The 19,702-nt window shown below is 73.0% G+C and carries 14 protein-coding genes and 1 pseudogene; 7 read left to right on the forward strand and 8 right to left on the reverse strand.

Features of this window, described 5'->3' with window-relative positions:
- Positions 1-86: 86 nt before the first annotated feature.
- On the forward strand, positions 87-1,418 hold the full coding sequence (locus tag IEZ01_RS11735; RefSeq protein WP_063828500.1) for a TIR-like protein FxsC: 1,332 nt from the start codon (positions 87-89) through the stop codon (positions 1,416-1,418).
- A gap of 1 nt (position 1,419) precedes the next feature.
- Positions 1,420-5,382: an FxSxx-COOH system tetratricopeptide repeat protein gene (gene fxsT, locus IEZ01_RS11740; RefSeq protein WP_189201553.1), complete on the forward strand. Its 3,963-nt coding sequence runs from the start codon at positions 1,420-1,422 to the stop codon at positions 5,380-5,382.
- A 68-nt stretch (positions 5,383-5,450) separates the two neighbouring features.
- On the opposite strand, the gene IEZ01_RS11745 is transcribed toward fxsT, so the two are convergent.
- The 4 genes from IEZ01_RS11745 to IEZ01_RS11760 all read right to left on the reverse strand — a co-directional run bounded on the left by IEZ01_RS11745 (position 5,451) and on the right by IEZ01_RS11760 (position 8,038).
- Complete coding sequence (locus IEZ01_RS11745; protein WP_189201555.1) at positions 5,451-6,314, reverse strand: alpha/beta fold hydrolase; 864 nt, start codon at positions 6,312-6,314, stop codon at positions 5,451-5,453.
- A gap of 122 nt (positions 6,315-6,436) precedes the next feature.
- Complete coding sequence (locus tag IEZ01_RS11750; protein ID WP_019884103.1) at positions 6,437-6,679, reverse strand: hypothetical protein; 243 nt, start codon at positions 6,677-6,679, stop codon at positions 6,437-6,439.
- A gap of 56 nt (positions 6,680-6,735) precedes the next feature.
- Positions 6,736-7,239, reverse strand: coding sequence for an NUDIX hydrolase (locus IEZ01_RS11755; RefSeq protein WP_019884102.1), 504 nt, complete (start codon positions 7,237-7,239; stop codon positions 6,736-6,738).
- Positions 7,240-7,303: 64 nt separating this feature from the next.
- On the reverse strand, positions 7,304-8,038 hold the full coding sequence (locus tag IEZ01_RS11760; protein WP_189201557.1) for a D-Ala-D-Ala carboxypeptidase family metallohydrolase: 735 nt from the start codon (positions 8,036-8,038) through the stop codon (positions 7,304-7,306).
- Positions 8,039-8,222: 184 nt separating this feature from the next.
- Between IEZ01_RS11760 and IEZ01_RS11765 the strand changes: the two genes are divergently transcribed.
- Positions 8,223-8,801 (forward strand): TetR/AcrR family transcriptional regulator, encoded by a 579-nt coding sequence (locus IEZ01_RS11765; protein WP_028797209.1) that lies wholly within the window; start codon positions 8,223-8,225, stop codon positions 8,799-8,801.
- A pseudogene (locus tag IEZ01_RS11770) lies at positions 8,798-10,199 on the forward strand (MFS transporter). The gene IEZ01_RS11765 and the pseudogene IEZ01_RS11770 overlap by 4 nt, the downstream one beginning before the upstream one ends.
- Before the next feature lie 12 nt (positions 10,200-10,211).
- Here IEZ01_RS11770 and IEZ01_RS11775 read toward each other — a convergent pair.
- Genes IEZ01_RS11775 through IEZ01_RS11785 form a run of 3 tightly spaced genes read right to left on the reverse strand, consistent with a single transcriptional unit; the run spans position 10,212 to position 14,259 of the window.
- Positions 10,212-11,426 (reverse strand): NAD(P)/FAD-dependent oxidoreductase, encoded by a 1,215-nt coding sequence (locus IEZ01_RS11775; protein WP_189201559.1) that lies wholly within the window; start codon positions 11,424-11,426, stop codon positions 10,212-10,214.
- Positions 11,423-12,826 carry an FAD-dependent oxidoreductase gene (locus IEZ01_RS11780; protein ID WP_019884096.1) on the reverse strand — a complete coding sequence of 468 codons (1,404 nt, stop codon included), beginning with the start codon at positions 12,824-12,826 and terminating at the stop codon, positions 11,423-11,425. Before IEZ01_RS11780 ends, IEZ01_RS11775 begins: the two co-directional genes overlap by 4 nt.
- A complete protein-coding gene (locus IEZ01_RS11785; RefSeq protein ID WP_019884095.1) occupies positions 12,823-14,259 on the reverse strand; it encodes an FGGY family carbohydrate kinase in 1,437 nt (478 codons plus the stop codon). Before IEZ01_RS11785 ends, IEZ01_RS11780 begins: the two co-directional genes overlap by 4 nt.
- A 400-nt stretch (positions 14,260-14,659) precedes the next feature.
- Here IEZ01_RS11785 and IEZ01_RS11790 point away from each other — a divergent pair, with 400 nt between their 5' ends.
- Both IEZ01_RS11790 and IEZ01_RS11795 read left to right on the forward strand, forming a co-directional pair.
- Positions 14,660-15,640: a hypothetical protein gene (locus IEZ01_RS11790; RefSeq protein WP_019884094.1), complete on the forward strand. Its 981-nt coding sequence runs from the start codon at positions 14,660-14,662 to the stop codon at positions 15,638-15,640.
- Positions 15,641-15,807: 167 nt separating this feature from the next.
- Positions 15,808-17,232: an amino acid permease gene (locus IEZ01_RS11795; RefSeq protein ID WP_308427166.1), complete on the forward strand. Its 1,425-nt coding sequence runs from the start codon at positions 15,808-15,810 to the stop codon at positions 17,230-17,232.
- Positions 17,233-17,280: 48 nt separating this feature from the next.
- On the opposite strand, the gene IEZ01_RS11800 is transcribed toward IEZ01_RS11795, so the two are convergent.
- A complete protein-coding gene (locus IEZ01_RS11800) occupies positions 17,281-18,054 on the reverse strand; it encodes a GntR family transcriptional regulator (RefSeq protein ID WP_019884092.1) in 774 nt (257 codons plus the stop codon).
- Positions 18,055-18,351: 297 nt separating this feature from the next.
- Between IEZ01_RS11800 and IEZ01_RS11805 the strand changes: the two genes are divergently transcribed.
- Positions 18,352-19,689, forward strand: a complete 1,338-nt coding sequence (locus IEZ01_RS11805; protein ID WP_019884091.1) for a DUF2252 domain-containing protein — start codon at positions 18,352-18,354, stop codon at positions 19,687-19,689.
- Positions 19,690-19,702 lie beyond the last annotated feature (13 nt).

Raw genomic sequence — 19,702 nt, forward strand, 5'->3', positions numbered from 1 at the left:
CCCATTCAGTCCGTTCACGCTATTCCGTCGATGAATTGGCCTTTCCTACACTGACCTCCCATCTGCATGGACGGGGGGAGTCGTTCGTGTCTGGCAGCAACGGGTCGGGCAAGTCCGTGCCAAGACCCTACTTCTTTCTCAGCTACGCACATACGCCCAAGAACCACCCCAAGGACCGGGACCCGAATCTCTGGGTGGAGCGTTTCTACCGGGATCTCTGCGATCACGTACTGCAGATGACCTCCCTGCCCGAAGGAGTTCCGGCCGGGTTCATGGACCAGGAGATGCAGCCCGGCGAAGGCTGGCAGGAGCGGCTCTCCGAAGCGCTCGCCTACTGCCGGGTCTTCGTCCCGCTGTACTCGCCGCGCTATTTCCTCAGCGAGCAGTGCGGCCGCGAATGGTTCGCCTTCTCCAAGCGCGCCGTGCACCACCAGTCGCGCAGCAACAGCCAGTCCGTCAGTGAGATCGTGCCCGCGCTGTGGGTGCCCGTACCGCTCAAACAGCTTCCGCAGCCGGCCGAAAGGCTCCAGTTCAACCACGCCAGCTTCGGCAGCGACTACGCCGACGAGGGCTTCTACGGACTGATCAAGCTCAGATATCTGCGGGAGCAGTACGAACGGGCCGTCTACCTCCTCGCCAAACGGATTGTCTCCGTCGCGGAGGAGACCGAGATAGAGGATGGTGACCCGCACCAGGACTACCTCGCCGTGCCGAGCGCGTTCGGTCCGCCGGGGCCCGCCCGCGAGCTGGACCTCTCCGTCCTCGCCTGCTCCCGCTCGGACCTGCCCGGTGACCGCGGCCCCGACTGCTACGGCACCCACGCCAGGGACTGGAACCCCTACCTCCAGGAGTCCTCCCGGCCTCTCGTGGAGCACGCCGCCGACCTCGTACGCAACCTCGACTACCGGGTCAGGGTGGGGGAGTTCGACGCGGACGCCGCCCGGCTGCTCGCCCCCGGCCCGCCCAAGGCACCCGGGCTGCTGCTGCTCGACCGCTGGGCGCTCGCCACCCCGCACGGCCGGGAGCTGGTCCGCCGCCTCAGCGCCGAGGACCGGCCCTGGATCAGCGTGATGGTCCCCTGGAACCGGGACGACCCGGAAGCCGGCCCCCGCGACGACGAACTGCGGGCCGCCGTCGACGACGCCCTCGCGCCACGCGTCCAGGAGAGCAGCGGCCACCGCTCACCCGGAGGCGGGCCGGCGAGCCTGAAGGCTTTCAGCCAGGAACTCCCGGGGGCCGTGAAGGCCGCCGAGAAGCACTACACGGCCCACGCCCGCACCTACCCTCCGGAGGGGCCGAGCGAGCCCATCCCGCACGTACTTCCCACCGGCATCGGCTACGGCTCCGGTGTCCCCGCACGCCCCGTTCATGGCACGGACCACCCATCGATCGACGCCGAGAAGCCTGAGGGGTCATGACATGACCGAGAACCGTGAAGGAACCGTCGTCACGTTCTACTCGTACAAGGGCGGCACGGGCCGCACCATGGCCCTCGCCAACACCGCCTGGATCCTGGCGGCCAACGGTTACCGGGTCCTGGCCGTCGACTGGGACCTGGAGGCGCCAGGCCTGCACCGCTTCTTCCACCCTTTCCTCGATCTCGCCGACCTGGAGGCCACCCCGGGTCTGATCAACCTGATCACCGAATACCAGGAGGAGGCCCGCCGGCCCGCCGACCGGGAACCGGACTGGCACCGTGACTATGCCCGGGTCCGCCCCCATGCCACCTCTCTCAACTGGTCCTTTCCCTACGGCGGAAGCCTCGACTTCCTTTCCGCGGGCCGCCGCAACCGCGACTACTCCTCGACGGTCGGCCGGATGGACTGGGACGACTTCTACGAGCGGTTCGGCGGCGGCCAGTTCTTCGACGCGATGCGTTCCGACATGCGCCGCCACTACGACTACACCCTCATCGACAGCCGTACCGGCCTCAGCGACATCGCCGACATCTGCACCGTGCAGATGCCGCAGGTCCTGGTGGTCTGCTTCACCCTCAGCGACCAGAGCATCGACGGCGCGTCCGCCGTCGCCCGGGACATCGAGGAACGGTTCGGCGACCGCAACATCCGCATCCTGCCCGTCCCCATGCGGATCGACGACGGCGAGAAGGAGAAGGCCGACGCCGGGCGGGCGCTGGCCCGCAAGAGCTTCCCCGGGCTGCCCTCCGGCATGAACAGCGAGGAACTCGCCCACTACTGGGGCTCCGTGGAGATCCCCTACCGGCCCTTCTACGCCTACGAGGAGATCCTCGCCACCTTCGGCGACGCCCCGAACGTGTCGTCGTCGCTGCTCACCGCCTGCGAACGGCTCACCTCCGTCCTCACCGAGGGCACCGTCAACGCCATGCCCCCGCTCGACGAGGCGGAACGGCTCACGTACGTGGCCGCCTACACCCGCCGCCGGCCCGTGCCGCCGTCCAACGTCGTCGTGTCGTACGTCGCCGAGGACCAGATGTGGGCCGACTGGATCGGCGCGGTGCTCACCCAGGCCGGATTCCACGTGGTCCCCGTCGACGTCCACACCACCCCGCTCGCCGGGATCGAGTCCGAGTTCTCCACGGTCGGCGGCTACCGCATCGTCTCCGTCGTCTCCCAGGGGTACCTCAACTCCCGCCGCGCCCGCGCCCTGTGGGAGACCGGTGCCCACCTCGACCCGGCCGCCGGGCGCCGCCAGCTCGTGCCCGTCCGGGTCGGTGACGTACGCCTCGGGCTGCCGCTCAGCAGCCGCGGCGTGGTCGACCTCGTCCGGCTCGACGCCCCCGACGCGGCCGCGGCCCTGCTGACCGCCCTGGACCGGGACGAGGCCGTCACCACCACGCCCGTCCCGGCCGGCGGGCCCCGCTTCCCCGGAGCCGTACCGCAGGTGTGGAACGTACGGCCCCGGCACGCGTGGTTCACCGGCCGCAGCTCCATGCTGGAGCGGCTGCGCGACCAGCTGCGCGGCGACACCCGCGCGGGCCAGCGCTTCCCGCAGGTCCTCTACGGCCTCGGCGGTGTCGGCAAGACGCAGGTCGCCCGGGAGTACGCGCACCGGTTCCGCGCCGACTACGACCTGGTGTGGTGGATCGAGGCCGAACAGCCCGACCGGGTCGTCTCCTCGCTCGCCGAACTCGCCGTGGAGCTGGACATCTCCTCCGGCGACAGCGTCGCCGAGGCCGCCACCGCCGCCCTGAAGGCCCTGAGGTCCGGGGTCCCGTACGCCCGCTGGCTGCTCATCTTCGACAACGTCGAGGACCTCGACCGCACCCTGGAGATGCTGCCCGACGAGACCGGCCCCATCTCCGACTCCCTCTACGGGCACATTCTGGCCACCTGCCGCAACAAACCCGTCTCCACCAGGGTGGAGACCATCGAGGTCGACGTCTTCACCCGGCCCGAGAGCGTCGAGCACCTGCGCCGCCGCGTCCACAAACTCCCCGCCCAGGACGCCGACCGGGTCGCCGACGCCGTCGGCGACCTCCCGCTGGCCGTCGAGGTCGCCGCCGCCTGGCTGGCCGAGACCGCCACCCCCGTCGACTCCTACGTCGAACAGCTGCGGGAGCAGACCACCAAGGTCCTCGCCCTCGGCGGCAAGCCGGAGGACTACGCCCAGCAGATCGGCGCCACCTGGAACATCTCCATCGCCCGGCTGCGCGGCGAATCGAAGGCGGCCGTCCGGCTCCTCGAACTGTGCGCGTTCTTCTCCGCCGAGCCGATCTCCATGCGGCTGATCGGCAGCGGAACGATGCTGGAGGCCCTCCGCCCGTACGACCCCGACCTGCGGGAACGCTTCATGCTCGGCAAGGTCATCCAGGCCCTCAACCGGTTCGCGCTGGCCAAGGTCGACCCGGCGGACAGCAGCATCCAGGTCCACCGCCTCGTCCAGGCCGCCGTCCGCGCCGGGCTCACCCCGGAGGAGCAGGACGCGGCCAAGCACGAGGTCCACCGCATCCTCGCCGCCGCCCGCCCGGCCGAGGTCGTCGACACCGACAATCCCGTCAACGACCCCAAGAGCTGGCCCTCGTTCGAGCTGATCTGGCCGCACCTCGGCCCCTCCGGCATCGTCGACTGCGACGAGGAGAAGGGCCGCCAGCTCCTCGTGGACCGCGTCCGCTACCTCCTCAAGCGCGGCGAGCTGGAGAGCGCCCGGGTGCTGGGCAACCAGCTCAACAAGACCTGGACCCGCGAACTGGGCGAGAACGACCTGCAGACCCTCAACCTGCGCTTCGAACTCGCCAACGCGCTGCGCTCGCAGGGGAAGTACGCCGACGCCCGCGACATGGACGAGGACACCCTCAACCGCCAGATGCAGGTCCTGCACGAGGACCACCCCAGCATCCTGATCACCTCCGGCAGCCTCGCCGCCGACCTGCGCGGACTCGGCCGCTTCGAGGAGGCGCTCGAACGCGACCTGCGGATCTACCACGGGCTGCGGCAGATCTTCGGCGAGAACCACCCCAGGACCCTGATCGCCGCCAACAACCTCGCCATCGACCACCGCCTCACCGGCGACAGCGAGGAGGCGCGCCGGCTCGACGACGAGACCCTCGAACGCCGCAGCGCCCTGCTCGGCGACGACCACCCCTACACCCTCACCACCAAGGGCCACCTCGCCCGCGATCTGCGCGACTCGGGCGACTACCGCGAGTCCGTGAAGGTGCTGCGGGAGGTCACCGCCTCCTTCGAACGGGTCCTCAACGCCGACATGCCGGAGGTGCTGCGCACCGCCAAGAGCCTCGCCGTCTCACTGCGCAAGGCCGGCTACCCGCACGAGGCGAAACGGATCACCGAGGACACCTACAGCCGCTACCGCGAGCGGTACGGGGTGAAGGTGCCGGACGCCCTCGCCTGCGGCCTCAACCTCGCCGCCGACTACTCGGCCGCCGGGGACAAGCAGGCCGCGCTCGACCTCGCCCTGCAGATCCTGGACGGCTACCGCGAACAGCTCGGCGCGAGCCATCCCTTCACCCTGGCCTGCCGCAACAACCTGGTCATCTACCTGCGCGGGGTGGGGGCCGCGGCGGAGGCGGCGCAGGAGGGTGAGGCGGTGCGGGCCGCCCTGGAGGAGGCGCTCGGGCCCCGCCACCCGCACACGCTGTGTGCGGCGGTGAACCTGGCCAACGCCTACGGGGACACCGGGCGGGTGGACCTCGCCGAGCGGTGGGAGCGGGCCGCCCTGGACGGGCTCCTGGAGCGGTACGGCTCGGCCCACCCGGACGTGCTGGTCTGCCAGTCCAACCTGGCGGTGACGCTGCGCTCCATCGGCCGGGAGGAAGAGGCGCAGAAGCTGCGCTCGCGCGCCCTTGAGCTGGCCGCGAAACAGCTCGGCGCCGACCATCCGATCACCGAGGGCGCGCGGTCCTGGCGCCGGCTCAACCGCGACCTGGAGCCGCAGCCCGTGTGACGACAGCAGGGCCCCGGGCCGAGCGCCCGGGGCCCTCAAGGCCGCGGCGCGCCGTCAGCGCTCCGTGCTCACCACGTGGTCCAGCTCAGGACCCGGGTGAGCACGCGCAGCGCCCCGAAGTGGGCCGCCCCGCGCTCCACCACCATCTCGGCGCGCGGGATCCGCTCGGCGAGCCAGCGGGTGTGCTGGACCGGCGCGAACACGTCCTTCTCGCCGTGCCACAGCAGCACGGGTGTCCGGATGTCCTCGGGCCGGAACTCCCAGTCCGTGGAGAACGACATCACGTCGTCCACCCAGCCGTCCGCCGAACTGCGCAGGCCCTCGGCGAAGTTCCGTACCAGCATCGCGCGGATTCCGCTGTCCGCCACGATCACCCGGTCCGGCTCCGGCAACGCGCTGCGCATGTCCGCGATGGAGGCGGCCGGATCGGCCCGGATCGTCAGCGTCCGGAACTCCAGCGAGCCGGTGAGCTGGCGCCGCCCCGCCGCCGCGTTGAGGTACTCGCGGACGTTCGACTCGGTCATGCCCTCGAACCAGTCCAGACCCTGGGCGTCCCGGGGGGCGAGGCCCACCAGCCCGGCCGCCTTCACCGTCCGGTCCGGCAGGAGGGCCGCGCAGGCCAGCGCGTGCGGCGCGCCGCCGGAGCGGCCGACCACCGCGAACTCGTCGATGCCCAGGGCGTCGGCGATCGTCGCCACATCGGCCGCGGCGTGCGCGACCCGCCGCCCCGGCAGCCGGTCCGAATCGCCGTAGCCGGCCCGGTCGTACGTGATCAGGCGCACGCCGAGCCGGTAGAGCACCGCCGTGCGGGGGGCGGGCCCGAGCCTGCTGCCCGGTGTGCCGTGCAGCAGGAAGACCGGTCTGCCGCCGGGATCGCCGCGGTGCTCCACGGCGAGCTCCCGGCCGTCCTGAGTACGAATCAGCTCCGCCACCTGGTGCCTCCCCCGTACGACCGACACGCGGCCAGTATGGGGCGGATGAATGCGAAGGAACATAGCGGCACCGGCCGAATAACCGGCCTTCGGCGGCGGGGCGGGGAGAAGGCCTCGGCGGGCTACGCACGCGTGGCCGGGCCGGCCACGCGAAGATGCGACACGAGGCGCAGCAGATGCGCCTCGTTCCCGCTGAGACCGGCTGCCCGGAGCGCCTCGTCGGCCTCGGCCATGGGGTGGGACAACACCAGCCCCGCCATGGGGGCGAGGCCGGGATCGGAGAGCACCGCCTGGGCGGTCTCCATGAGGCGGAGGTAGGCCTGGGCGGCGGCGCGCTCGGAGGCGGTGATCGTCATGGTGGTCATGTCGGGCTCCTTCTCGACAGGTTGGCACCTCCCACCATGTCGTACGGGTCTGACAATCAGCCTTCGTCCGGCCCGGGGCCCGCTCCGTCGCCCTGCCCTCCGAGGTGGCTGACCAGCCGGTCCAGGAAGACGCGTTGCCCCGCCACAAGGAGCGGAGCGGCCGCCTCCGGGGTGAACCAGCCCACCTTGTCGATCTCGGGGAAGTCCTGGAGGGTGCCCGAGCCGCGGGGCCATTCCATGGAGAAGGTGCCGGGTACGACCATGGTGGGGTCGAGGTCGGCCTCCACGGCCCACACCGTGACGATCTTTCCGCCGCTCTGACGGGCCTCGCCCAGGGGCACCGGCTCGCCGTCCGGCGCGGGCAGACCCAGCTCCTCCTCGAACTCACGGCGGGCGGCGGCCTCCGCGGTCTCGTCGGGCCCGTACTCGCCCTTGGGGATCGACCAGGCGGACACGTCGCGCCTCTCCCAGAAGGGCCCGCCCATATGGCCGATGAGCACTTCCAGGCCGTCGTCCGTCGTGCGGTAGAGAAGAAGACCCGCGCTGCGCTTGACCGGCATGCCGTCAAGTCTGGGCGAGCGCGGGCCTTCGTGCCAGTGTGTCGGACGCCTGCGTACCGGTGTGTCAGATGCCGCAGCTGCTCGCCGACCAGAACCGGCTCGCGCGGGTGTCGACATGGGTGTGGTCGCCGTGGCCGGGGTAGCCCGGCCCGAGGATGCCGTTGAAGCCGTGGTTGCGGGCCTGCTGGGCCAGCCGGCACAGCGAGGGCGAGCCGGTCAGGTCGATGCCGTCGCCGTAGAGGTGGCGGCTGTCGGAGGCGCCGCCGACCGCGGCGTTGCAGGCCCGTGAGCGGAAGCCGCTGGTGACGGTGATCGGCACGTCACCGAGGGCGTGCCGCATCGCCTCCAGCTTCCACATGGCGCGCAGCGCGTTGGACCTCGCGGTGGCCGCGCTCACCGCCCCGCCGGAGAAGTCGGAGTTGCACTTGTTGAGCTCGGCGTAGGTGAAGTGGACGGGAGTGCAGTCGGCGTCCTGGAGGGCGTAGATCTTGGCGTACGTGGCCGGGCCCGCGACGCCGTCCGCGGTCAGCCCGTACGCCTGCTGGAAGCGGGTGACGGCCGCCTTGGTGGCGGGGCCGTAGGAGCCGTCGACGGCGAGGACCGCGCCGTATCCGGGGTGGCCCGCGACCCGGATCTGCAACTGGGTGACGTCCGCGCCGGACATGCCCGAGGAGAGGGTGCGTCCCCAGGTGTAGCACTCGTCGGCGTGGGCGGTGCCCGCGGTGGCGACGGTGCCCGTGAGGGCCGCCGCGATCACCATGACCATGCCGAGCAGGATTCGTGTCGTACGCCGGACCATGACACCTCCGTGTCGTGAGCGGGCCCGGAGCCGGCGGGTGGAGGCCCCGTCTCCGGATGTGGCATGAGCATGGCGCTGCTGAGGTCCGGCGGTCAACGGCGCGCGGAGAGCGTCACAGGACCTGACCACTGACGGCCGGTTCAGCGCGTAGACACTGTCTACTCAATCCTGGTAGACAGTGTCCATGAACGATCAGGACATGGATCTGAAGGCCCGTCTCGTACAGGTCGGCGTCGACCTCGTGACGGAGGAGGGCACCCAGCCCCTGACCCTGCGCGAGATCGCCCGCAGGGCGGGCGTGTCCCACGGCGCGCCCCGCCGCCACTTCCCGACCCACCTCGACCTGCTGTCCGCCATCGCCCGCCGCGGCTTCGAGGACCTCGCCGCCAGGGCCGCCGAGGCGACCGAGGGGCGGACCGACCCCCGGGAGCGGCTCACCGCCCTGGCCCGGGTCTACCTCGACTTCGCCCGCACCCGCCGCGGCATGTTCGAGCTGATGTTCCGCCACGACCTGCTGGAGAGCGGCCGCCTGGGCCTGCGCGACACCAGCCTGCCGCTCTTCGCCACCCTGACCGAACTGGTGGCGGCGCTCCGCCCGGACGACCAGGACCCGCGCATCCTCGCCGGGGCCCTCTGGGCCGGTCTGCACGGCGTCGCCCAGCTCTGGGGATGGGGAAGCCTGCGCCTGGCCACCGGCACCGACGACGTCGAACCACTGCTGCGCGCCACGCTCGACGCCCACCTGGGACCGGCCGCCCGATGACCCCCGCCGCCACCTCCGCCCCGGAAACCGTCACCGAAGACGCCCCGCGCTCCAGGCGCCACCAGCGTCTCGTCCTCGCCGGAAGCATCACCGGCGCGGTGATCGTCGCCGTCGACGGCACCGTCCTCACCATGGCCCAGCCCACCCTCCAACGGGACCTGGACGCCTCGCTCGCCCAGGTGCAGTGGACCAGCACCGCCTACCTCATCGCCGTCGCCGGACTGCTCGTCCTCGCCGGCCGCCTCGGCGACCGCTACGGCCACCGCCGTCTCTTCGCCGTCGGTATCCTCGGCTTCGCCGCCACCTCCGCCGCCCTCGGCCTGGCACCCGGCATCGGGTGGGTCATCGCCCTGCGCGCCGCCCAAGGAGTCTTCGGCGCGCTGCTGCAACCCGCCACCCTCGGCATGCTCCGCGCCGTCTACCCCCGCGACCGGCTCGGCGGCCCGCTGGCCCTGCGGACCGGCGCCATCGGCCTGGCGGCCGCCGCCGGCCCCCTCATCGGCGGGGCGCTCGTCACCCACGCCGGCTGGCGGTCCGTCTTCCCTCATCGGCGTCGTGCCCGCCCTCGCCGCGGGCGTCCTGGCCCTTGCCGTACGGATACCCGAGCCCCGCCCCGCCACCGCCGCCGGGCTCGACCTGCCCGGCGCGGCGCTCCTCGCGGCGGCCCTGATGTGCCTGGTGCACACCCTCGTCACCCTCCCGCAGCCCGGCCGGCCCGCGGCCACCGCCGCCGGGTTCGCCGCCACGGCCGTCGCCGCCGCGGCCTTCGTCCACCGCCAACGCCGCACCACCAGCCCGCTGATCCCGCCGAGCGTGCTGCGCACGCCGGCCGTCACCCACGGCCTCGGCGTGCTGCTGTGCGCGTCGGCCGCCCTGTTCGGCGCCCTCTTCCTCGCCACGTACCTCCTCCAGGACGTCCTCGCCCTGGACCCGCTCACCACCGGACTGTGGATGCTCCCCCTCGCGGTGACGATGGTCCTCGCCGCACCCGCCTCCGCCGCGCTCGCGCGGCGACAGGGGCCGCGCCGCACCACCGCCGCGGGCATGACCCTGCTCGCGCTGGGCGCCCTCGCGATGTCCCGGCTCGACCAAGGCTCCGGCGCGTGGGCGACCGGTGTCTGCTGCGCCCTGCTCGGCGCGGGTTTCGGGACGGTGATGGTCACCGCCACCACCGTCGTCGTCCAGCGGGCACCCCGGGACGCGGCCGGCGTCACCGGCGGACTCCAGCAGACCGCGATGAACACCGGCCCCGCCCTCGGCGTCGCCACGGCCACGATGCTCACCGGCCTCACCGCGCCCGGCCCCACCCTCGCCGCCCTTGCTGGGATCGCCCTGCTCGGCGCGTTCCTCGCCACCCGGCTGCCGGACGGCGAGCGCCGCGCACGGACCCGTCCCTGATGACGACCGGGCCTACGCCACGCCGATCACGACCGGCCCGCCGTCCAGGCCGACCCGCGCCGTCCAGCGCAGCGGCAGCCGCATCGACCGCCACGGCGAGACCGGGCCCAGGACCCGCGCGCGGTGCAGCCGCGCACCGTCCTGATCGACCGTCACCACCGGATTCACGAGCGGCGCGCCGGACCGCAGCAGCATCCGCCCCGCGCCCGCCCCCGTGACTCGGTTCGGCGACACCCACACCAGCGGCGCGCGCACCACCAGCGGCGGCCCCAGCACCGGCCATGGCGCGCCCGACAGATGGGCGAGGACCTGATCGGCCGCGGCGGCGCCCTCCGCGGCCGCGACGGCGGCGCGTTCGACGCCCCGGAGCACGTTGCCCACCGCGAAGACACCCGGCTCGGACGTACGGAACGACGCGTCCACGGCCGGTCCGCGGGTGCCCGGGTCCAGGGCGAGGCCGCCGTACCGGGCCAGCTCGTGGTCCGGGATCCAGTCGCCGGTGAAGACGACGGTGTCGCACCCGACGACCCCCGTGCGGCCGTCGGCGTGGCGGATGCGGACCCCCGACAGCCGGCCACGGCCCAGCAGTTCGGTCACCGCCGTGCCCGTCAGCACCGGAGGTGGCGCAGCGAGCACTCCGCCCCCGGCCCGTCCCGCGGTTCCCGCCCAGGCCCCGCGCGGCTGCTCGGTGACCAACGCCACGACGCGCGCGCCCGCCCGCCGCAGCGTGCGCACCGCGTGGTACGCGACCGGCTCCGCGCCGACCACCACCGCGCGGCGGCCCACCGGCTGCCCGTACAGATGGACCGCCTGCTGCAACTCGCCCGTGGTCAGCACCCCCGCGGGCCGGGAACCAGGCACCAGCCGGGCGCTGCGCGGCCGTTCCCGCGCTCCGGTGGCGAGGACCACGGCCCGCGCCGTGATCCGCTCCAGCCCGCCCGGACCGGTGACCTCCACCGTCAGCGGCCCGGCCCAGCCGATGGCCGACACGCCGGTCCGCACCACCGCCCCGCACCACACGGCCGCCTCGGTGAGCCCGCGTGCGTACACCGGCCCCTGGAGCCGGCCGCCGAAACCGCCGTGGTGGCAGTGCCGGGGCACCCCGCCCGCCTCCGGCTCCCGCTCCAGGACCTCCACCCGGCCCGCGCCCAGCGCCGCCAGCCGCGCCGCCACGGCCAGCCCCGCGGGCCCGGCGCCGACCACCAGCGCGTCGACCGTACGGTTCACCGCCCCGCTCCCGCCTGCTCGAACAGCGCCCGCACCGCGGGTCCGCAGAAGAAGCCCTGGCAGCGTCCGCCCCGGGCGCGGGTGCGTCGCCGCAGCCCGTCGAGCGAGCCGGGCGGGATCGCCCCGGCCAGCGCGTCGCGGATCTCGCCGCGGGTCACCCGCTCGCAGTGGCAGACGATCCTGCCGTAGTCGGGATCCGCCGCGATCATCTCCGCGCTGCGGTACGGGCGGGGGAAGGCCTCGCCCAGATTCGGCATCCGCACCGGCGCGAGTTCGCGCGCCCCGCCGAGCGGCAGCCCGCCCTCACCCAGCAGCTCCACCACGTGCGCGGCGATCGCCATCGACGCGGTCAGCCCCGTCGAGCGGATCCCGCCCACCGTCACGCACCGCCGCTCCGGCCGGGCGACGATCCGGTAGTCGTCGTGCTCGGTGGCGGCCCGCAGCCCCGCGTAGACGGCCGTGACCTCCTCCGCCAGGAGCGCGGGCAGGATCCTGCGGCCCTTCTCCCGCAGCTGCGCGAGACCTTCGGCGGTCGAGCCGGTGGCGGTCTTGTCGTCCAGGTCCTCGGCGGTCGGCCCGAGCATCACGTTCCCGTACACCGTCGGCGAGACCAGCACCCCCTTGCCCAGCGCGCCCGGCACGGGCAGCAGGATGTGCCGGACCAGCGGACGGGCGAACTTGTCGAAGACGATCAGCTGGCCGCGCCGGGGCGTCACCGTGAAGTCCGTGTGCCCGAGCAGCCGGTCCAGCTCGTCCGCGTACAGCCCGGCCGCGTTGACGAGATGACGGGTGCGCAGCACCCCCCGCGACGTTCCGAGCGTGTACGGCTCACCTGAAGTGACCGTATTCACCCGGCAGTTGAGATGGAGGTCGACTCCGCCGCAGACGGCCTGCGTCGCGTACGCCAAGGTCGTCGTCCAGGGGCAGATGATCGACTCGCCGGGTACGTGCAGCGCCCCCAGCGCCCCCGGGCCGAGACCCGGTTCACGGGCCCGTACCTCCCCGGCGTCCAGGATCCGGGCCGCGTCGTAGCCGTTGCTCACCGCCTTCCGCGCGAGTCCGGGCAGGGCCGCCAGCTGCTCCTGGTCCCAGGCCACGAGCAGCGCGCCGAGCGGCTCGACGGGGATGCCGCTGTCGGCGGCGTACGCGGCGAGCATCCGCTGCCCCTCCCGGACGAGCCGGGCCTCCAGCGAGCCCGGCACCGCGTCGAAACCGGTGTGCAGGATCGCGGTGTTCGCCTTGGAGGTGCCCTCGCCGACGTCGTCGGCGGCCTCCACCAGGGCTGTCCGCAGCGGCAGCCGGGCCAGCTCGCGGGCGATCGCCGAGCCGACGACACCGGCGCCGACCACCGTGACGTCGTACTCCCCCTCCGGGAGGGGCCCGGCCGTGGTGACCGTCATGCCGGACCGTCGAGCAGCGCCGACACCGCCGCCCGGAACCGCCCGAGCCGCTCCGCCGCCCGCTCGGGGCCGATCCGTGGCTCGTAGACCGCCGACGGCCGCCACGGCGGCACGGCCTCCCCGAGGGCCAGACCGCTGTCGTGCCCGAGCCGGGCCACCACGCCCACACCGAGCGCCGTGGCGTCCGGCAGCGCCGACACCTCCACGGGGATCTGGAGGAGGTCGGCCTGCGTCTGCATGAGCAGCGCCGAGCGGGTCAGCCCACCGTCGACGCGCAGGGCGCTCAGCGGCGCGCCGAGATCGGCGGCGGCCGCGTCGGCGAGCTCCACCACCTGTGCGGCGATGCCGTCGCACAGCGCGCGCACCAGATGGCCGGCGGTGGTGTCGAGGCCGAGGCCGGTGACCGACCCCCGCAGATCGCCCCGCCACCACGGCGCGGCCAGTCCGGCGAGCGCCGGGACGAACGTGACACCGCCCGCGTCCGGCACGCTCGCGCCGACGGGGTCGATGTCCTCGGCGCCGGAGAGCACCCCGAGGTCGGTCAGCCAGCGGACGGCGGAGGCGGCCGTGTACACCTGCCCGTCCAGGCAGTAGCTGGTCCGCCCGGCGAGCCGCCAGGCCACACAGCCGACCAGTCCCGAGCCGCTGCGGCGGGGGAGCGGACCGGTCTGGGCGAGCAGGAACGCCCCTGTGCCGTACGTGCACTTGGCGACGCCCGGCTCGGTGACGCTCTGCGCGAGCAGCGCGGCCTGCTGGTCCACCAGCAGTCCGGTGAGGGGGAGTTCGGGGCCGAAGGCGGAGGTGGTGCCGGTCAGGGTGTCCGCGTCGACGACTTCCGGAAGCCGTTCGTCCGCCAGGCCGAAGACAGCCAGGGCCTCGTCCGACCAGGCGACCGTGTCGAGGTCGAGCAGCTGGGTCCGCCCGGCGGTGGCGGCGTCGGTGACGAACGCGCCGGTGAGCCGGTGTACGAGCCACACGTCGCTGGTCGTCACGACCCCGTCCGCGGTCAGGTGGCGGCGTATCCAGGCCATCTTGGGAGCGGCGAAGTACGGATCGAGCGGCAGGCCCGTCCGGTCGCGCAACGCCTTGGCGTGCGGTTCCAGTTCGGCGCACAGGGGCTCGGCCCGCCGGTCCTGCCAGACGATCGCGTCGGTGAGCGGCTCGCCGGTGGCGGGGTCCCAGGCCAGGACGGTCTCGCCCTGGTTGGCGAGACCCACTGCCACGACCGGCTCACCCGCCCCCGCCAGCGCCTGACGGCCCGCGGTGACGACCGAGGTCAGCAGCTCACGCGGATCGACCTCGACCCGGCCACCGGGCAGGTATCGGGGCCGTACGGGCGCGGACCCGGAGCCGATGACACCGCGCCGGGGACAGATGACCAGTGCCTTGGTGCCCGATGTGCCCTGGTCGACAGCGAGCACGGGGCCCGTCATCACCACTCCGTTCCTGGTGTCGGCGTACGTGGGGGAGAACGCTTGATCGTCGGCGGAAAGCCTTCATCAGCCGGACGGACGGCGTCAAGGATCCGCGATGTCAAGACCTGAGCCGACGTAAAGTCAAATTCAGCCGATGGCTTGATAGTTACGTTCGAACGAGAATCCGGACGCACAGCCGCCACCGGCCTCTATAGTGATCGCCGATCAACGGCGTGTGACGTCGCCGGGGGTCAACGCCAGTTTCCCGAGAGGTAGTTAGGGATCACCTGGCGCCGGCGCGGCCGCAGCGCGGCAGCCGCACGCCGTACCGACCCACCCCCCATGTGATCCGAGGACCGATGCCCGCGACCGCCGCACGACCGCCGCACCGCCACCGTCCGCCGACCGGGGCGGGGTGATGGGCGGCAGCCAGTTCCGCCCCGTCTACCACCCCGCGGGCCATGACAACGACCTGCGGGTCGCCGTCCAGGACCTGCGCACCGGCCGCTGGGTGTCGATGGCGCAACTGCTGGCCCGGACCCCCGACTGGGCGCTGTGGACCCAGCGCACCCAGGTCCTGGCCGCCGTCGCCGCCGGATCCGACGTCGTCCAGGCCTGGCGGGCCGAGGAACCCGACAGTCTCGCCGCGGCCGTGATGCACACCCGTGTCGCCGTCGAACGGGCCGTACGCGCCCACCGCGGCGGCCATCCACGCACCCGCGAACTGTGGCAGGAGGCGTGGGAGGCCTGCCGGCTCACCGCCCACGCATCCCCCGCCGACCCCGTGCCCTGGGTCTGCCTGCTGGCCCTGTCCCTCCTCGACGAACACGCCCAGATGGAGGAGCACCGCCTCGCGCCGCCCGGCCCGATGCTGCCGCCCGGCCCCTGGGGCCTGCTGGCCGAGGCCGACAAGCGCGACCCGCACAACCGCGAGGCGTACCACCGGATGCTCCAGTTCATGTACGCACGCAGCCGCGGCCCGCTCTCCGAGGCCTTCAACTTCGTTCAGTGGGCGGCCGGTTCCGCCCCGCCGGGCTCGGCCCTGCACGTCATGCCGCTCTACGTCCGGGTGGAGCGCTACCGCCGCGAGCGCGGCCAGGAGCGGGCGCTCGACCTGCACTGGGTCGCCGAGGACGCCGTACGCGACGCCCAGCATGCGCTGCACACGTGGTTCCTCCTCACGGCGACGGACCTGGCCTCCCCGCTCGACCTCAACCACCTCGCCCACGCGCTGTGGGGCGCGCTCCACTTCGGCGACGCGGCCCGCGTCTTCGAGGCCCTGGGGCCGTACTGGACCACCCACCCGTGGGCCTTCCGCACCCGCGACCCCGCCGACCAGGCCCTCGCCGAGGAGGTGTTCGTACGGGCCCGTGCCCGAAGCCTCGCCGGTCGCGACTGAAACCCCCGCACCCCCCGTGCACCACCGTCCCCGTGCTCACCACCCCCGGAGGTACCACCGTGTCCCGCACCGCATGGGCCGCCCGCCAGCCGTCCCAGGGCACCGCCCAGCAGGACGAGGAGGAGCGGCTCAGAGAGCTTGGCTACCAGCCCGTCCTCGCCCGCCGGATGGGAGGCTTCGGCAACTTCGCCATCAGCTTCTCCGTCATATCCGTCCTCTCCGGCTGCATGACCCTCTACGGCTTCGGCCTCGGCACCGGCGGTCCCGCCGTGATGATGTGGGGCTGGGTGGGCGTCGGGCTCTTCGTCCTCTGCGTCGGCCTCGCCCTCGCCGAGGTGACCAGCGCCTACCCCACCTCCGGCGCGCTCTACTACATGGCCGACCGGCTCGGCGGCCGCCGCTGGGGTTGGTACACCGGCTGGCTCAACCTGCTCGGCCTGCTCGGCGCGATCGCCGGCATCGACTACGGCGCGGCGCTGTTCACCGGAGCCTTCCTCAACCTCCAATGGGGGTTCGAACCCACCCCCGGCTCCACCTTCCTGATCTTCCTGTGCATCCTGCTCCTGCACGCCACGCTCAACCTCTTCGGCGTCCGCCTCGTCAGCGTCCTCAACTCGATCAGCGTCTGGTGGCACCTGACCGGTGTCGCCGTCATCGTCGGCGCCCTGGCCCTGATCCCCGACCGCCACCAGTCGCCCGAGTTCGTCTTCACCGAGTTCGTCAACGACACCGGCTGGGCCAACCCGTTCTACGTCGCCGCGATCGGTCTGCTCCTCGCCCAGTACACCTTCTCCGGCTACGACGCCTCCGCCCACCTCTCGGAGGAGACCTCCAACGCCTCCGTCTCCGCAGCCAAGGGCATCGTCCGCGCCATCTGGGTCTCCTGGATCGCCGGCTTCGCACTGCTCGCCGGGCTGACCTTCGCCATCCAGGACTACGCCGCCACCCAGGGCAGCGCGACCGGCGTCCCGCCCGCCCAGATCTTCCTCGACGCACTCGGCTCCGGCGGCGCCACCGCCCTGCTGCTCGTCGTGATCGTCGCCCAGCTCTTCTGCGGCAACGCCGAGGTCGCCGCCGCCAGCCGGATGGTCTTCGCCTTCAGCCGCGACAACGCCCTGCCCGGCTCCGCGCTGTGGCGCAAGGTCAGCGCCCGAACCCAGACGCCCGTCCCGGCCGTCTGGCTCTCGGTCGCCGTCGCCGCTGTGCTCGCCCTGCCCTCGCTCTACTCCGCCACCGCCTACGGCGCGGTCACCGCCATCAACGTCATCGGCATCACCCCCGCCTACGCCATCCCCATCTACCTGCGGCTGCGCGCCGGCGACCGCTTCCAGCCCGGGCCCTGGAGCCTGGGCCGCTGGAGCAAGCCCATCGGCTGGACCGCCGTGGTCTGGGTGGCAGTCGTCACCGTCCTGTTCTGCCTGCCGCAGAAGTCCCCCGTCACCGTCGACTCCATGAACTACGCCGTGATCGCCCTGGCCGTCGTGCTGGTCCTGGCCAGCGTCTGGTGGTACGTCGCCCGGCGCTCGTACGGCACCCCGTCGGCGTACGGCAACGCCCGCGAGCAGGCCGAGATCGCCGAGGGCATCGTCTGACCAACTCTTCGGACCGGGCCCGTCGCAGGGGCTCCCGCCCCGGGCCCGTCAGCCGGAGAACTCGTAGGTCCAGTCCGCCGCGTGCGCGGCGAAGTCGATGTCCGTGATCTCCAGCGCGTGCCCGTGCTGGTCGCTCACCACCCGGTGGACGGCCAGCCGGGCACCGCCCGTCTCAGGCCCGCGCACCAGCCCGCCCGCCCGGCCGATGGTGTCCGGCTGCTGCACCCCGATCGTCTCCCGCCGCGTCAGCCGCAGCCCCGCCTGGTGCATCCAGTGGTACAGCAGCCGCAGATCGGGCTGCTGGTCGCAGTCCTTTCCGCGCCGGTAGCGGCGCAGCTCCGGGATCTCGGCGAGGGCGTGGGCCGAGAACCGGGAGACCGACCGCTGCAGCGGAGTGCCGCCCGGGGTCAGGACGCGGTGGTGGTGGACGAGCGTGGGCTCGCCCGGCGCGAGGGACAGCTGCGCGGCGAGGTCCACGGCCGGGGCCTCCCACGTGAGCCCCGCCCTGATGAGCGCGCCGGTGGCCTCCGTACCGCCCGGGAAGTACTGCTGCCCCGGCGTCAGAACGGGTCCGCGCGCCTCGTGTTCGCCGCTCGCGGCGAAGGTGCCGCGCCGGTCGGTGACGACCAGCCGCTGGTCCCGCAGGAGCTGGAGGGCGCTGCGGACGGTCTGGCGGTTGACGCGGAAGCGGTGCGCCATCGAGCGCTCCGAGGGCAGCCTGCTGCCCGGCGGGATGCGGCGGTGGGTGAGATCGTCCCGCAGGGCGGTGGCGACCCGGAGGTACAGCGGAAGCTCCGTACGGTCGTGATCGGGCTCAGCCATGATCAACCTCTCTTCGGCTCTTCGGTCCGTGCGCAGTTCTTCGCTCAGCGTAACCGCTTGGCCCGTATGGGTGACCAATCTCTATCATTGGTCTAAACCTGTTTGGAAGGGGTGCCCGGGACTCTGGCCGAAAGGCGGCCGGGTACGGGCCCGACGGCCCCGTGAACACCGGCCTGCTACCCCGCCGCTCCGGATGCGAACGCCTCGTCATGGCCATTTACTGGGTCCAGACGAGCACCCAGGGACGCATCCAAGTGAGGGAAGTTCCCAGTGGGGTGTGAGAGGTGGGTGAGGCCGATGGTGACGCCCTCCGAGCGGGCCGCGCGCGGACGAGCCGCCCGCAAGACCGTCTCCCGCTCCTCCCACGGACGCTGGATACCGGCCCCGCACCGCCCCGACCCCGTCGCCGTCCTGGAGAAGCAGGCCGCCGGCCGGCTTCCGGACCTGCTGCCCATCCGCTACGGCCGCATGGCCGCCTCGCCGTTCGCCTTCCTGCGCGGCGCCGCCGCCCTCATGGCCGGCGACCTCGCCGCCCAGCCCCACACCGGCCTCACCGTCCAGCTCAGCGGCGACGCCCACCTCCTCAACTTCGGCCTCTACGCCTCGCCCGAACGAGCCCTGCTCTTCGACCTCGACGACTTCGACGAGACCCACCCCGGCCCCTTCGAATGGGACGTCAAACGCCTCGCCGCCAGCGTCGCCGTCGCCGCCCTGCAGAACGGCGGCAGCCGGGCCAAGGCGCAGACCGCCGCCCGCGCCGCCGTCGAGTCGTACCGCCTCTCCGTCCGCCGCCTCGCCGCACGCGGCGAACTGGACGTCTGGTACGAGCGCATCGACGCGGCGGACCTGCTTCCGCTGGTACGCCGCTCGCGCAGACGCCAGGTCGAGGACGCCCTCGCCCGCGCCCGCCGCCGCACCAGCCTGCACGCCCTCGGCAAGCTCACCGAGGAGACCGGCGAGGGCCGGCGCATCGTCGACGACCCGCCCCTCCTGGAGCGGGTCGACAGCGTCGACCGCACCGGCCTCGGCAAGATCTTCAGCGACTACCGCAGCTCCCTCTCCGAGGAACGCCGCGTCCTGCTCGACCGCTACCGCTTCGTCGACGCCGCGGCCAAGGCCGTCGGAGTCGGCAGCGTCGGCACCCGCTGCTTCGTCCTGCTCCTCGAAGGACGCGACGCGGGCGACCCCCTCTTCCTCCAGATCAAGGAGGCGGGACCGTCCGTCCTCGAAGAACACCTGGGCCCCGGCCCCCACACCCACCACGGCCACCGGGTCGTCGCCGGACAGCGCCTGCTCCAGGCCGCGAGCGACATATTCCTCGGCTGGATGACCGGACCTCAGGAACGCCACTTCTACTGGCGGCAGTTGCGCGACATGAAGGCCACCGCCGAGGTCGAGGAAATGCCCCCGTCCATGCTGCGTGAGTACGCCCGGCTGTGCGGCCGCGCCCTCGCCCGGGCCCACGCCCGCTCCGGCGACCGGATCGCCGTCGCCGCCTACCTCGGCGGCTCGGACGCCTTCGACCGCGCCGTCGCCGAATTCGCCATCCGCTACGCCGCCCAGAACGCCGACGACCACGCCGCCCTGACCGCCGCCATCGCCGCCGGATCGGTCAGTGCGGCCCCGGACGTCTGAGCGCGCCCCCGCG

It is taken from the genome of Streptomyces purpureus, from assembly GCF_014648195.1.
Lineage (GTDB): Bacteria > Actinomycetota > Actinomycetes > Streptomycetales > Streptomycetaceae > Streptomyces > Streptomyces purpureus.

Bases quoted from the DNA above. Each gene is read 5' to 3' on its own strand.
- fxsT (WP_189201553.1), top strand. From the start codon at position 1,420: ATGACCGAGAACCGTGAAGGAACCGTCGTCACGTTCTACTCGTACAAG.
- IEZ01_RS11750 (WP_019884103.1), bottom strand. From the start codon at position 6,679: ATGACCACCATGACGATCACCGCCTCCGAGCGCGCCGCCGCCCAGGCC.
- IEZ01_RS11755 (WP_019884102.1), bottom strand. From the start codon at position 7,239: ATGCCGGTCAAGCGCAGCGCGGGTCTTCTTCTCTACCGCACGACGGAC.
- IEZ01_RS11760 (WP_189201557.1), bottom strand. From the start codon at position 8,038: ATGGTCCGGCGTACGACACGAATCCTGCTCGGCATGGTCATGGTGATC.
- IEZ01_RS11765 (WP_028797209.1), top strand. From the start codon at position 8,223: ATGAACGATCAGGACATGGATCTGAAGGCCCGTCTCGTACAGGTCGGC.
- IEZ01_RS11780 (WP_019884096.1), bottom strand. From the start codon at position 12,826: ATGACGGTCACCACGGCCGGGCCCCTCCCGGAGGGGGAGTACGACGTC.
- IEZ01_RS11785 (WP_019884095.1), bottom strand. From the start codon at position 14,259: ATGACGGGCCCCGTGCTCGCTGTCGACCAGGGCACATCGGGCACCAAG.
- IEZ01_RS11790 (WP_019884094.1), top strand. From the start codon at position 14,660: ATGGGCGGCAGCCAGTTCCGCCCCGTCTACCACCCCGCGGGCCATGAC.
- IEZ01_RS11795 (WP_308427166.1), top strand. From the start codon at position 15,808: ATGGGAGGCTTCGGCAACTTCGCCATCAGCTTCTCCGTCATATCCGTC.
- IEZ01_RS11800 (WP_019884092.1), bottom strand. From the start codon at position 18,054: ATGGCTGAGCCCGATCACGACCGTACGGAGCTTCCGCTGTACCTCCGG.
- IEZ01_RS11805 (WP_019884091.1), top strand. From the start codon at position 18,352: ATGGTGACGCCCTCCGAGCGGGCCGCGCGCGGACGAGCCGCCCGCAAG.